Origin of the sequence: Arthrobacter sp. KNU-44, assembly GCF_051843155.1 — a bacterium.
GTDB lineage: Bacteria > Actinomycetota > Actinomycetes > Actinomycetales > Micrococcaceae > Arthrobacter.
The window spans coordinates 110,714-124,225 of the sequence record NZ_JBPXNG010000001.1; the positions used below are offsets into that span (position 1 = coordinate 110,714).

Genomic DNA, 13,512 nt, shown 5'->3' on the forward strand with positions numbered 1-13,512 from the left:
AAGGGTGGGGGCTGATGTGGCTACGTTGATGGGTTATGCCCGGGTGAGCACGACGGAGCAGTCGGTGGACTTGCAGCTGGATGCTTTGAACGCTGCCGGGTGCTTCCGGATCTGGACGGATTTCGCGTCGGGTGCGACGACTGAGCGGCCGCAGTGGCAGGACTGCCTGGATCACCTGCAGCCGGGGAACATCCTGGTGGTCAACGATTTGTCCCGGCTCGGGAGGAACACGGCGGACCTTGCCGGCATCGTGAAGACGCTGGCAGACCGGCATGTCGGGCTCCGGTCGTTGACCGAGACGTGGCTGGACACGACCACCTCCCAGGGAGTGCTGATGTTTCATTTCTTCTCTGCGATCGCAGAGTACGAGCGGAACAGGTTGCGTGAGCGGACCATGGCCGGGCTTGCCGCTGCCAAGGCGAAGGGAAGGGTGGGTGGCCGGCCGACCAAGATGACGCCGGACAAGGCGGCCACGGCGCATCGGATGCGCGGCGAAAAGCGGACGATCCGGGACATCGCCAAGACCATCGCCGTCAGTGAGGCCACGGTGGTCCGCGAGCTCGCTCGGCAGCGGAAGAGCCTCCAGGCCCCGCAGGAATAAGCGAGTGACTGTGAGTCCTCGGGGGCCTTCGCTAGCGTGGAGGCAAACGGAGGGGGAGCGGCGCACATGGCATCGAGGAAATCTAATAACCACATTGAGGGTCAGCTGAGTCTGGAGTCCTTGTGGGCCGAACCGGGAGAGGTAGTCAATGAACGAGCACGGCAGACACGCCATGGAAACCATGAAGAAGCACGATCCGGAGGCCTTCGCGCAGATCGCGGATCCCGAGACGCACTTTTCGATGTTGGGGGAGGAGATTCAGCAGGCGATCTGGGACCTGAGCGAGGAACTGACGCCAACCAGGGGTTCGGAGCCGCCGCTGGAGTACATCGGGCTGGTGAACATGGCCAAGCTGCGGGCACGGGAGATGGTGTACCAGGAGATGATCTACGCCGGCCTTCCACCGGAACCGGAGGACATGGAGCCAGGCTCCGCGACCCGGGAGGACGGGCAGGACTAGCACCCGAACCGCACCACCAGGAAACCCGTGGGCCGGAGACGGCCGGACGTTTCCGTCCCGAATCCCAGGCCGACCTTGCCCCAACGGGTCAGAAAGCCCGGTTCGTAGCGAACCTGGAAGCAATACGCATCGTGCGGGAGCTGGAGGAGCAGCACCGCCCGGCCACCGGGGCCGAGCAGCGTTCCCTGGCGCAGTGGTCCAGCTGGGGAGCGGTGCCCCAGCTGTTCGACAAGGATGACTGGGCGGCCGAGCGTGCCCAGCTGGCCGGGATCCTGAGCGAGCGTGAGTACGCGGCCGCGTCGCGGACCACGACCAACGCCTACTACACCGACGCTGCCATAGTGAAGGAGATCTGGTCCGCCGTGGAGGGGCTCGGTTTCAGCGGGGGAGAGGTGCTGGAACCGGGGTCCGGGGCCGGGACGTTCATCGGCTTCGCCCCGGAAGGCGCCCGGATGACCGGTGTCGAGCTGGATCCGCTGACTGCCTCCATTTCCCGGGGGCTTTATCCGCACGCGAGCATCCGTGCCGAATCCTTCGCGGACACCCCGATCACATCCAGTTCCTTTGACCTTGCCGTCGGCAACGTCCCGTTCAGCAAGAACGCGCTCTACGACAAGACCCACAACCCCGACTCCCGGCACTCCATGCACAACCACTTCATCCTCAAAAGCCTGGCCGCCGTGAAGCCCGGCGGTTACGTCGCCGTGCTGACCTCCAGCTTCACCCTGGACGCCGCCAACCCGGCGTCGAGGCGGGAGATGTCCGCCATGGCGGACCTGGTGGGCGCCGTACGCCTGCCCACCGGCGCCCACCGCCGCGCCGCTGGCACCGAAGCGCTCACCGACCTGCTGCTGCTGCGCAAACGCGAGCCGGGCCGGGACCCGGCCAACACGGACTGGGAAACCGTCGGGTCCGTCATCATCGACGGGCACAACGTGAAGATCAACAACTACTTTGACCTGAACCCGCAGAACGTCCTGGGACAGATCACCGTTGGACACGGCATGTACGGGGAGGACACCGTCTCCGTGAAAGCCGAGGACCTTACCGCCGTCCCGCAGCTGCTCGCACGGCGGCTGGAGGTCATCGTGACGGACGCCCTGGAGGCCGGCCTGGGCCACACACCGGCCGAGCCGGCCCCGGGGAAGACCCCCGCGGCGCTGCTGCCGGCCACCGGGCAGGAATGGGACGGCACCATCACCGCCGGGCCCGACGGAACCTTCACCGTCGCCCGGTCAGGGGAACACGTCCCCTTCCCGGTCCCCAAAGCACACACGGTGGAGCTGCGTGATCTGTTGGGGCTGCGGGACGGGGCACGGTCCCTGCTGGAGATGGAGGCCTCCGACAGCGAAGACACCCCGGAACTGTCGGCCCGACGCACTGCCCTGGCTGAGAAATACACCGCCTACGCCTCCAAATACGGGCCGTTGAACCGCTTCACGGAGACGGTCCGTACGGACAAGGAAACGGGCGAGGACATCATCACCCGCCGGGCGGCACCGGCCGTGCGGATCCTGCGCCAGACGGACCCCTTCGGTGCCCTGCCCCCGGCGCTGGAGAGCTTCAACGAGGAAACCCGGACGGCGACCCCGGCGGCACTGCTCCGGCACCGCCAGGTGGTGGCCCGCAAACCGCTGATGGGCGCGGACACCGTTGACGAAGCCCTGGCCATCGCCCTGGACACCTACGGTGCCCCGGAACTGGAGAAAATCGCGGAGCTGCTGGGCGTGACGGAGGACGAAGCCCGCGACCAGCTGGGCACGCTCGTCTTCGATGACCCGGAAACCGGCAGGCTCGTCACGGCACCGGAATACCTTTCCGGGAACGTGCGGACCAAGCTCGACGCCGCCCGGGCAGCCGCGGCGGCAGGGGACGAGCGCTGGGCCGTCAACGTCACCGCCCTGGAAGAAGTCCAACCGCCGAAGGTCGGCATGGAAGACGTCGAGGCCCGCCTGGGCGCGGTCTGGATTTCCCCCGAGGAGCACCAGCAATTCGTGAAGGACATTCTGGCCGATCCGAACGCGAGCGTGAGCAGCGTCGGCGCCGGCATCTGGCGGGTCAAAGCCAACCGGGGCACGGTGCGTTCGACGAATGAGTGGGGGACGGGCCGCAGGCCGGCCCCGGACCTGCTGCAAAGCATCCTGGAACAAAAGAGCATCCAGGTCGAGGGCAAGGACGAGGACGGCAAGTCCGTCGCCAACCTCGAAGAAACCGAGGCGGCCCAGGAAAAGGCCGAGGCCCTGCAGGAGCGCTTCGCCGAGTGGGTCTGGGAAGACCCCGAACGGGCCGGCCGGCTCCTTGATGAGTACAACCGCCGCTTCAACTCCCTGGCCCTGCGCGACTACACGAAGGAAGGGCACCGGCTGAGCCTGCCGGGGTTGGCGAAATCATTCACCCCGCACCCGCACCAGCGCACCGCCGTGGCGCGGATCATTTCCGAACCGGCCGTGGGCCTCTTCCACGAGGTCGGGGCGGGCAAGACCGCCGAGATGGTTATGGGCGCGATGGAGCTCAAACGCCTGGGCATGGCCTCCAAACCCATGGTCGTTGTCCCGAACCACATGCTGGAGCAGTTCACCCGCGAATGGCTGGAACTGTACCCGCAGGCGCGGCTGCTTTCGGCAGGCTCGGATGACATCAAGACCAGGAGCGGGGATGTGGCCGCGCGCCGCCAGTTTGTCGCCCGTGCGGCGGCGAATGACTGGGACGGGATCATCATGACCCAGCAGGCGTTCAAGAGTATCGGCGTGAAGGCCGGGACGATTGAGGCGTATCAGGAATCTCTTATCGCCGACGTCCGGCAGACGATCGTCAACGCCCAGGAACAGGGCGAGGACCGGACCACGGTGAAGAAGCTGGAGACCAAGCTTCAGGCCGAAGAAGAGCGCATGAAAAGGCTCATGGATACGGCCCCGGATCCGGGGCTGACGTTCGAGGACACGGGGGTGGATTATCTGTTCGTGGACGAAGCCCACGACTATAAGAACCTGCGCACGGTCACGAACATCAAGGGCGCCGAAATCGCCGGGTCCATCCGGGCCACGGACATGCACCTGAAGCTTGAATATCTGCGTGCCACGCACGGGGAACGTGTCGTCACGATGGCCACCGGCACGCCGATCGCGAACTCCATTACCGAGGCGCACGTGATGCAGCGCTACCTGCGCCCGGACCTGCTCCAGGCCGCGGGGGTGGAGAACTTCGATGTCTGGGGTGCGACGTTCGGGGAAACCGTGACTGCCATTGAGATGGATGCCGGTGGCCGGTTGAAGAACAAGCCGCGCTTCGCGAAGTTCAAGAACGTCCCCGAGATGTTGCGGTCCTTCCATGTCTTTGCGGATGTGAAGCTGTCCGAGGACCTGAACCTGAAGACGCCGGACCTTGTCCGCCGGTCCGGGGACGGGGAGCGGCAGCCGGAGCTGGTGTTGATTGCGCAGCCGCCGGAGCTGGCCGCGTACATGAAGGGACTGGCTGACCGGCTGGACTCCTTGTCCGGGTGGGCGGAGAAGGGCGCGGACAACGCCCTGAGCGTCTACAACGACGGCCGCAAGGCCGCCTTGGACCTCCGGATGGTCGGCATCGAACCGGAGTCCGGGACGAAGCTGGATGCGGTTGTCGCCCAGACCCTGAGGGTATGGGAAGAGAACCGGGAGAACGAGTACGACACGAGCTTCCACTCCGGCATCCCCTCGCTGAACAGGGGTGCGCTGCAGATCATTTTCTGTGACCTGAGCACGCCGTCGAAGAACACCGGTCCCGACGGGAAGCCGGTCTGGACGGCCTACCAGCAGCTCAAGGACCAGCTCGTTGCCGGCGGGATCCAGGCGGAGCAGATCCGGTTCATCCAGGACTCGCCCAAGCCCGAGCAGAAAGCCCAGCTCTTCGCCCAATGCCGCTCCGGGGAAGTGGCCGTTCTGATCGGCTCCACCGCCATGATGGGGACCGGGACGAACGTCCAGCTCCGTGCGAAGGCGATCCACCATGTCACCTGCCCGTGGCGGCCGGCTGACCTGACCCAGCGCGACGGGCGCATCATCCGGCAGGGCAATGCCAACGCCGAGGTCCGCAACTTCCAGTACGCAACCGTCGGCAGTTACGACAGTGCCGCCTGGGACGGGATCCAGCGCAAGGCCACCATGATCCAGCAGGTCCTTCGCGGGCGCCTGGATATCCGCGAGATCGAGGACGTCGGAGATCTGGCCCTGAACGCGGCACAGATCAAAGCCGCGACTTCCGGGAACCCGCTGGTGATGGAGAAGATCGAGGCCGACGCCGCACGGACCAAACTCGAACGCCTCAAACGCGCCCACGAGAAGGGACAGAGCACCCTGGCCTGGACCAGGGTCGCCGCCGAAACGAGCATCACCAAAGCCGAAAGCAGGCTGCCCGCGGTGCAGGCCGCGCTGCCGCGCATCACCCCGACGGCGGGGGAGGCCTTCACCGCGAGCATCGATGGCGCGAGCTATACCAAACGCGCGGAGGCCGTGGCTGCCATCTCGGAATGGGTGCGCACGCACACGCCTGAATACGGGAACTACTACCGCCAGAAACAGGATTACGGCACCATGGTTTGTCTTGGCGGTCACGAGCTGCAGGTCCGCAACGCGGCCGAGGACTCCCGGCTCGGCTCCTACCAGGATCTTGCGATCACCCTGAAGGATGTGCCGGCGCCTGCGCTGGTTTTGACCCGCATGGAGCTGCTGGAAGGAAGCGCCGGCATCATCACCCGGTTGGAAAACAAAGTCTCCGGGCTCCCCGACTATGAGGCCCAGCTGTGCCAGACCATTGCCGAAAAGCAGGCGGTGCTGGCCGACGTCGAGAGCCAGGCCGGCAAGCCGTTCAAATACGAGGACAAACTCATCGCCGCGCGCGCGAAGTGCACGGAGCTGGAGGAGAAACTCCAGGCATCCATCGACCCGCCCAAACCACCACCAGCGGCAGAGGTTCCAGCGACGGAGGCGGAGGTGGACCCGGCCCTTGCCCGGCTGCGCAGACTGCAGGCCGCCAGCTTCCCCACGGCTCCGAAAAACACCCACCCGCCGCACAACCACCCGACACCGCAAGGACGCACCGGAGCCGCCCACGATAAATCCCGTGAGGGTGGGTTCGAGCGCTAACCCGGTCCCGCACCTTGCCGGTCCGGGCCCCGGTTGTTTGTCCCGCGGGTAGTGATTCAGGAACTGGTTCCTGATGAGGTGAGGATCATCCTCGGAGGTTGTGCATGATCGCCGGTCCCGGTGGTGCCGTGCCGGCTACTGGTGCCCTGGCGGTTGTGTGCAAGCGGTCAGGTGGGTCCCGTCGTCCACAGGTGTGCGGGAAAAGCCCGAAGGAGATAGCTCTTGCCGTGCCCCTGTGGGCGAGGGGCTGCTACTGCGAACTGCCGGTCACGGGAGCCGGTTCCTGGGCGGTCTTCCGGGTGCGGGGGCGGCCGCCGGTTTTCTTGGCCGGGGCGTCCAGGCCGAAGCTGCGCAGGTCGGAGTCGGTCCAGTCGGCGCGGAGGGCTGCCTGGTAGTCCTTGGCGTACTTTTGTTCGGCGGCGGCCAGCAGCGCCGCTGTTTCGGCGAGTTCGACGCCGCTCGCGGCTGCGGTTTTCACTGCGTTGACTTTGACGTCGCGGGCGGCGTCGATTTTTGCGGCGGCTTTGGCGGCGATGTCGTTGATGTCCATGCACCGACTCTAACCGTTCCGCTACCCACAGACCGGGAGGGGTTTTCCGGTGGGTCGCACCAGGGGCCCGAAAACCATCGAAGGCAACCGATTCAGAGCAAGCTATACACTTACACGGGTGTAAGTGGCTTGTCGCGCTCGACACCTGGGGTCGGGTGCGGCACACTGGTCAGTGTGGTCCCCGGTTCCGGGGTCGCTGCGCTGGGCTGTTTGAGTGATTGGGGGAACGGGTGACTGAGGAGAATGCTGCTCGTTCCCGGCTCTCCCGGCGGCGCCGTGAAAACACCCCCGCGGGGACGAAGAAGCGCCGTGACGTGTGGGTCACCGTGGAGGAAGAAGCCGCGCTGGTTGCCAGGGCGGAGCGGGAGAAGGTGACGGTCCCGAACCTGCTGATTTCCTCGGCTTTGTCGGTGCATTCTGATTCGCCGACGGAACGCCGTGCGATCGCTGCGGAACTGATGTCATTGCACAATTTGCTGGCGCGTTCTTCGAACAACATCAACCAGCTCGCACGGCAGGCGAACGCCACGGGCGAGTTCCCGGCCGAGGCCCGCGAAGCGCTGAAGCACATCCGGTCCGTCGCGATGCGGATCGATGACGCAATTGACGGGCTGATGTAGCCGATGATTCCGAACATCACCCGCGGTTCGCGCATGGGCGGGCTCATGGTTTACCTCGCCTCGACAGATGCGAACAAGACGAAGAACGCCCACCAGGATCCGCACGTGGTTGCCGGGGATGCGGCCATCATGGCGTGGTACGACGACGGTGTTCTGGACCGGGATGATGCATTGGCGATCGCGAAGCATCTGGACCGGCCGCGGAAGATGTTCGGGGTCTCGGTTCAGATCAGAGACATGGTCTGGGACGCGGCGAAGAAGGAACGCGCGCATGTCGGGTACAAGGACGCGAGCGTGTGGCATTGCTCGTTGAGCCTGCGCGCTGAAGAGGGCGCACTGACGGACCAGCAGTGGGGCGATATCGCCAACGACTTCGTGGACGCCATGGGCTTCACCGAGAGCAGCGGCAAGGCACCGTGCCGGTGGGCCGCGGTGAACCACGGAACCTCCGAGAACGGCAACCACCACATCCACCTGGCCGTCTCCCTCGTCCGGGAGGACGGCACGAAAGCCTCCACCCATGGTGACTACAAGCGTGCACAGGAAACCTGCCGGGAGCTGGAGGTCAAGTACGGGCTGGAACAGCTCTCCACGGTGCACGCCACCCGCGGATACGACCGTGCAGAGAAGGCCACTGCCGTCCGGGACGACCGCGAAATGCACCGGGCATCCCTTGCACGGAAAGTGCGGGCCAGCGCCAGCGCCTCCGCGACCGAGGCGGAGTTCGTCCGCCGGGCCCGGGACACCGGGCTGCTGGTGCGGCCCCGCTACGCGAAGAACACCACCGACGTCATTGTCGGCTACTCCGTGGCCGAACGCCCGGGCGTGGGGGAGCGGCCTATCTGGTTCGGCGGCGGGACCCTGGCCTCTGACCTGAAACTCGGTGCCCTCCGGGAAGAATGGCCCGATGCCCCGCACCTGGCCACCGAAGCCGCAGCGGAATGGAACGCCGCGGCCCGGAACAAGCGCACCGTCTCGCGGACGGGCCCCGAGAACGCCGCCCCGCCGGCGGAAGCGTGGGTGGAATACACCCGCAACGCAGCCGCCCTGGCGGACCAGCTGCGCACGGTTCCGCGGGATGACCATGCGACGTGGGCGAAGGTCGCACGGGAAGTCTCGGGAGCGTTCGCGGCATGGTCCTACCGGCTTGAACCGACCCCCGGGCCGCTGGCGGCCACCGCGGCCGAGCTGTCCCGCACCGCCCAGTTGCGCGCACCACGCCAGCACGGCAAACCGGTAGCCCTGCCGTCGATTGCGGGAACCGCCATGTTGTTCATGGCCGCGTCGAGCAAAAACAAGACAGCCGCGCAGGCTGCTCTGATGGTGCAGCTGATCAACACCGCCTTCGCCGTGTATGAAATGCATGCCCAGTCCGGGCGGACCCGGGAGGCCTGGCGCATCCGGTCCGTGGTCGAGGAGCAGCTGGCCTCGTTCACCGCGACCATGCCCAAGCCGGTTCCGGTGGGTGCGGAACAGCAGCCGGCCACCGACGCGGCCGTGGCGCCCAGGGCGATCGATATCGCCCGCCGCGGCATGGTTCCTATCCGCCCGGGATCAGCAGTACCAACGACGCCCACGCCGGCGACACCGGCGAAGACCTCCCAGCCCGCCCGGCGCGACTCCGGACCGGGCCTCGACCGATAACCACCACCACTAACACCAACTGCAAGGGGAACAGCATGAGTGAATCAGATGGAATGGATGACGTCCTGGACGGCGGTCTGCGGCAGTCGCTGATGATCGCCTCACGCATTGCCGAGACACTGGCACGCCGACGCCAGGAGAGCCAGCGACAACAGGAACACCAGGACACCCAGACAGTCCACGAAGCCCGGGCACGCCTCGCCGCCGAACGCAGTACCGCGCACGCGGCCCTCGCACCCGTCGAGAAGGACCAATGGTGGGACAAGGCACAGCCGAACGACATCGCCACCGCCCACGCCGTCGCCGAAGGCTGGAAGGACCACGACCCGGGCGCCCTCGCAGCCTCGGAGACGATCCGCAGGCAAGTCCTCATCCGCTACGGCATCGACACCCACGACGTCGGCGCGGACGCCGCCTACGTGGAATCAGGGATCCAGGCCATCACCACCCAGAAGGCCCGGCAGGACGAGCTAGCCCGCAGCCACGACGAGACGCGCAAGGCGGCCGCCGAACACGAGAAAGCCATGGGCCTGCTCGCGGCGGCCCGCGCCGAGGAACTCCGCGCCCAGGCGGCGACACTGGCACCGGAAATGGAACGCCACCAGGTCCCTGTCGAGTACCTGGCAAACCCCGAACTGGCCCGAGCACTGCAGACCGCTCACAGAGCAAAGACCCCCAAAGCCGTCGCAGCCGCCGACGTCGATATCAAGGAACGTCTGTTCCTCATCGGCAAGGACGGGATCAACGGACCCGACCTTGATCAGCTGCGGAAGGAAACCACCGCGAACGTCAACGGCGCCGGCGACTCGCACTTCGAGGATCCCGCGTTCGTGAAAGCGGCCAAGGACATGCACGAGGCCAGACTCCTGGCGGAGGGCGGATTCCAAGGCTCCCAATGGATGACCGTGGAACAGCGGTACGAACGTGCCGAGAAGGAACTCTTTGCCCGCATGGAAGGCGTCGGGCGCGAGATCGAGAACCGCGTCACCGGCAACGACAGCACCCGTCTCAAGAACCAGGGCCTCAAAGCGGAGGGCACCTCGGCCGCCGGATACGGCTCGGCCGAACACCACGAGAAGTTCGCGGAGTCCCTGGCAAACACCGGCGCGAATGAAACCCAGATACGCGGACGCCTCGCCGCCGCACGCAGCGAAGGCACCCACCCCAGCGCCGCCGTCACGATGGGTAAGGGTGCCGCGAAGGCCAGAAAGTCCCGCACAGGGGCAGCAGCGGGCTCGGAGAGAGGTAAGAACGGCCTGACCCGCTAGAACACTTACCCACACAAAAGAGGGGAACTGCCAACAAGGGTCCGCGCGCAGCATGGTCCATCCGGTTCGGAGGAATTCGGACACGGGAACAGGCGGCCTCGCCGCAACCGGCCCAGCGGAGCCTTCTGCAGGAGGGCATCAACTCATGAGAAAAGCAGAAACGGCCCGCGCCGCTTGCAGGCAGTAAGTCAAGTGAAACGCAGAAATGATGTTGAGGTCCTTGTTCCGGGGCAGCTGGGCTCGCCCAGGATCGATCACGCCGCCGACTGGGACAGCACAGCCCGGATCATCTGGTGTGTGAGCCGCAGAGTTATTTGGCACGGTTTTCGCAGCTCTATATGGCGCTCATCTGCGAAGGGCCTGGAAACGATCATGGCCGCCCCGCTGCGGGCCGACGGCCTGCGGATAGCCGTGGACGACGCGGGCGCGGGTTTCGCCTCCATGCGCCACATACTGAAAATCAGACCCGAAATCATCAAGCTGGACCGGAGCCTCATCTCAGGCATTCACAACGACTCCGGACAACGCGCCCTCGCGGCAACGATGGTCGAATTCGCCGCCCAGATCGGTGCCGCCATCATCGCCGAGGGCATCGAACACCACGCCGAACTCGACGCCGTGGCCGGACTTGGCATCGCCGCCGCCCAAGGCTACGCACTCGGGCCACCAACCACTGACCAAGACACTTGGGTCTCCTGGCACCGACAATTTCCCGCAGTGAATGGAATCCGTGGTCCCAGGGTGCGCCCTGCCGGCCAACCATCAAGTCAGGGATTAGCCCCATAGCACCGGCGAAACACGGAGGCATCTCCGCAACCTCGTTCGCGTAGCCGCTCACCCTATGAGGGAGCAGTACCGGAAAGAACCGAATTCGGGAGTCTTCCGGGTAGGACATCGAGAATTATTTGACATTGCGTCGTACCGCGTGTTGGTTGATGACCGGTCCGGCGGGTCCCGTCCGGTCCCCAGGTTCCGCTTCCCCCGCAAGATGTCCAGTCGGTTCCAGCGCCGGCATGGTTGGCCAATGCTGTGTAGAGGCTGTTGTCCATGGCTCGTGAGCCGAGGTGCAGATCGAGCCGGCGTTCTTGCCCGTGGGTGTAGAGTGCGGCCAGGGCGTACACGTGCGCGTTCGTGGCGGCCGCTTCAGCGGCATGGGTGGGGTGGGCGGCGTCCAGGCAGATGGCGAGTGCAACTGTCCAGTCGTTCACTCCGATCAGTAGGGCGCCGTTTCCGGCGGTGAAATATTCGTGTTCCTTGTCATGGAGGTGGGTCTTGAATGCGTGCCGGTCACGGCTGCTGCCCGGATCCAGGACGATCGAGGCGAGCCGCCCCGTGCCGTCGCGATCCCGCAGGGCGCCTCCGACGACGATGACGGCGCCGGTTAGTCTGGCGGCCGATCGCAGTGGTTCAAGCCTGTCATCCGTTTGTGTCACCCAGCTTTCGGGTTCGTCCAGAAGTTGCAGGTCGTATCCGGTGAGAGAGAGCTCGGGAAACAGGATCAGCCGGGCGCCTTGCCGCCCAGCCTCAGTCGCCAGCTCCGCGTGGCTGGCTACGTTGGCTACCACTCCTCCGGGTACGGCCTGATACTGCACAATTGCGATGGGAAGCTCGCTGCATGGTAATTGAGGACGGTCTGCGGGTATGGGCATGAGTTGGGGAATCCTTCGGAGAGCCAGTGGTTAAGGGTAGCGCGCAGGTTCACCCGGAATTACGTCGAAGCGTCAATTTGCGGCAGGTATGACGGTGGCGCGCGGTCATGATTGTTAGTCGACCGAACACGCTTGCTGCGGTTTGCTTGTTGTTGCGGGTGTTGGCTGGTGCTCGGCGAGGGGAGAGGGAAAGCCGGCTGGGAGGCGCGTCTGTTCTAGGGGGTTGTGGGTGCGTGGGTGTCGAGGTCGTGAGGGTTCGCGGACGGTTTGGATGCACGGGGGCCTTTTTTGGCGAGCTGGTAGGTGACGATCCAGGCGAGGAGAACGGTCATGAGGATGACTGTGGGCAGGATGTAGGGGCTGGTGCCCATGGCCTGGGCGCTGCCTTCGCCGGCGAGCATCATGGGTAGATTGGTGAGGTTGAGGACGACGAGGCCGGTGAGCAGTTTCCAGGTGCCTTTGTAGTAGGCCCAGCAGGCGATGCAGAGGGCGGTTTCAACGGCGAAATCGAGCCAGGGGTTTGCTGCGAGGTTCAGTCCCAAGGTGGGGTTGTCCAGCCAGGGCACGAGGCGGATGTTGGGTTCGTGCTGGATGATGTCCAGGATGATGTGGCTGGCTGTGGTGAGGCCGAAGACGGTGGCGAGGGCGGGTTTGTGGAAGCCCCAGCGCAGGAGTGCCCAGAGCAGGACGCCCAGGCCCAGGCCGATGAGAACGGAGTGGGAGTACGGCAGGTATTCAAGATGCAGGGTGCCGGAAGCGTCGACTTCGGAATGCTCGATGCCGGCGTAGCTGAGGCCTATCCAAAGGAGTTCGGTGGCTTGGGCGGAGACCATGAGCCCAAGCAGCGAGGCTGCCGGGACCCGGCGTTTGCCCGCGAGGGCGATGGCGGTGTGTGCTGCTGCGTACATGGTAAATCCTTTGACGGGTCGGGGAACGGTTGCTTTGTGGCCCCCAACGGCCTGGATGGGGGGCCTTCGTCCTTTCGGGGACGGGGCCGTTGAGGACCACGTAATGAGTTTTCCAAGGTTGGCGCTGCCTCGCATCGGCTCTTTGCCCTGCCTCTTGGTGGCGGTTGCGACGAGGGATCACCGGCGGAATGACGTATGTCGCGGCCTGCCTCGGTGCCGGATCCGTGGATCGTGCGTCATTCGGCAGAGTGAGGACCGGCTGATCCTCCGATGTGGGCCGTCTGTGGATAGCGTGTAGTGGATGGCATGTAGTGGATATAGGGGCTTGCCGGGAACCGATTCCCGGGGTTTTGGCCTTCTGAGATGAAAGGACATCCCGTCATGCTTTTCGCTTTTCTTGCCGGTACTTTCGCAGCTGCCTTGATTGGCCTGCCCGTGGACTGGGTCCGCCGCAGGAGCCCCGGCGCCACCGCTTTCGGCGCGGGCGTGATCAACGCCATCGTCCTCGTTGCCGTGGTTGCCGGCATCGGCGCTTCCGGTTTGTTGTCCGACTGGATGGCCGTGCCGGCCCTGGTCTTCGGGCTCATATTGGGGAACGTGGGAGCGGATGCAGTCGCGACCCGGTTGTGGGGACCCGCCCCCGTGCGTCCATAGCCCAATGCGACACGCACATACACGCAATCAGCACGTCCCGG

At 65.4% G+C, this 13,512-nt stretch carries 11 protein-coding genes; 8 read left to right on the top strand and 3 right to left on the bottom strand.

Annotated elements, in window-relative coordinates:
• Window positions 1-16 precede the first annotated feature (16 nt).
• The 3 genes from ACSVHC_RS00490 (at window position 17) to ACSVHC_RS00500 (ending at window position 6,178) form a co-directional block, all read left to right on the top strand.
• Window positions 17-601 carry a recombinase family protein gene (locus ACSVHC_RS00490; protein WP_439180306.1) on the top strand — a complete coding sequence of 195 codons (585 nt, stop codon included), beginning with the start codon at window positions 17-19 and terminating at the stop codon, window positions 599-601.
• 148 nt (window positions 602-749) lie between these two features.
• Window positions 750-1,061, top strand: coding sequence for a hypothetical protein (locus tag ACSVHC_RS00495; RefSeq protein ID WP_439180307.1), 312 nt, complete (start codon window positions 750-752; stop codon window positions 1,059-1,061).
• A 131-nt stretch (window positions 1,062-1,192) separates the two neighbouring features.
• A complete protein-coding gene (locus ACSVHC_RS00500; RefSeq protein ID WP_439180308.1) occupies window positions 1,193-6,178 on the top strand; it encodes a helicase-related protein in 4,986 nt (1,661 codons plus the stop codon).
• Window positions 6,179-6,428: 250 nt separating this feature from the next.
• On the opposite strand, the gene ACSVHC_RS00505 is transcribed toward ACSVHC_RS00500, so the two are convergent.
• Window positions 6,429-6,728 carry a hypothetical protein gene (locus tag ACSVHC_RS00505; protein ID WP_439180309.1) on the bottom strand — a complete coding sequence of 100 codons (300 nt, stop codon included), beginning with the start codon at window positions 6,726-6,728 and terminating at the stop codon, window positions 6,429-6,431.
• Between the two features lie 230 nt (window positions 6,729-6,958).
• Here ACSVHC_RS00505 and mobC point away from each other — a divergent pair, with 230 nt between their 5' ends.
• The 4 genes from mobC to ACSVHC_RS00525 all read left to right on the top strand — a co-directional run bounded on the left by mobC (window position 6,959) and on the right by ACSVHC_RS00525 (window position 11,046).
• Window positions 6,959-7,348 (top strand): plasmid mobilization relaxosome protein MobC, encoded by a 390-nt coding sequence (gene mobC, locus ACSVHC_RS00510; protein ID WP_439180310.1) that lies wholly within the window; start codon window positions 6,959-6,961, stop codon window positions 7,346-7,348.
• A gap of 3 nt (window positions 7,349-7,351) precedes the next feature.
• A complete protein-coding gene (locus ACSVHC_RS00515; protein WP_439180311.1) occupies window positions 7,352-8,992 on the top strand; it encodes a relaxase/mobilization nuclease domain-containing protein in 1,641 nt (546 codons plus the stop codon).
• A 35-nt stretch (window positions 8,993-9,027) separates the two neighbouring features.
• Window positions 9,028-10,260, top strand: a complete 1,233-nt coding sequence (locus ACSVHC_RS00520) for a hypothetical protein (RefSeq protein ID WP_439180312.1) — start codon at window positions 9,028-9,030, stop codon at window positions 10,258-10,260.
• A gap of 372 nt (window positions 10,261-10,632) precedes the next feature.
• The gene (locus ACSVHC_RS00525; protein ID WP_439180313.1) at window positions 10,633-11,046 is read left to right on the top strand and encodes an EAL domain-containing protein; all 414 of its coding nucleotides are present in this window, start codon (window positions 10,633-10,635) and stop codon (window positions 11,044-11,046) included.
• Window positions 11,047-11,099: 53 nt separating this feature from the next.
• Here the strand turns inward: ACSVHC_RS00525 and ACSVHC_RS00530 are convergent, their stop codons facing one another.
• Both ACSVHC_RS00530 and ACSVHC_RS00535 read right to left on the bottom strand, forming a co-directional pair.
• Window positions 11,100-11,909, bottom strand: a complete 810-nt coding sequence (locus tag ACSVHC_RS00530; RefSeq protein WP_439180314.1) for a carbon-nitrogen hydrolase family protein — start codon at window positions 11,907-11,909, stop codon at window positions 11,100-11,102.
• A gap of 215 nt (window positions 11,910-12,124) precedes the next feature.
• Window positions 12,125-12,817: a hypothetical protein gene (locus ACSVHC_RS00535; protein ID WP_439180315.1), complete on the bottom strand. Its 693-nt coding sequence runs from the start codon at window positions 12,815-12,817 to the stop codon at window positions 12,125-12,127.
• A gap of 381 nt (window positions 12,818-13,198) precedes the next feature.
• Between ACSVHC_RS00535 and ACSVHC_RS00540 the strand changes: the two genes are divergently transcribed.
• Complete coding sequence (locus ACSVHC_RS00540; protein ID WP_439180316.1) at window positions 13,199-13,471, top strand: hypothetical protein; 273 nt, start codon at window positions 13,199-13,201, stop codon at window positions 13,469-13,471.
• The last annotated feature ends 41 nt before the right edge of the window (window positions 13,472-13,512 follow it).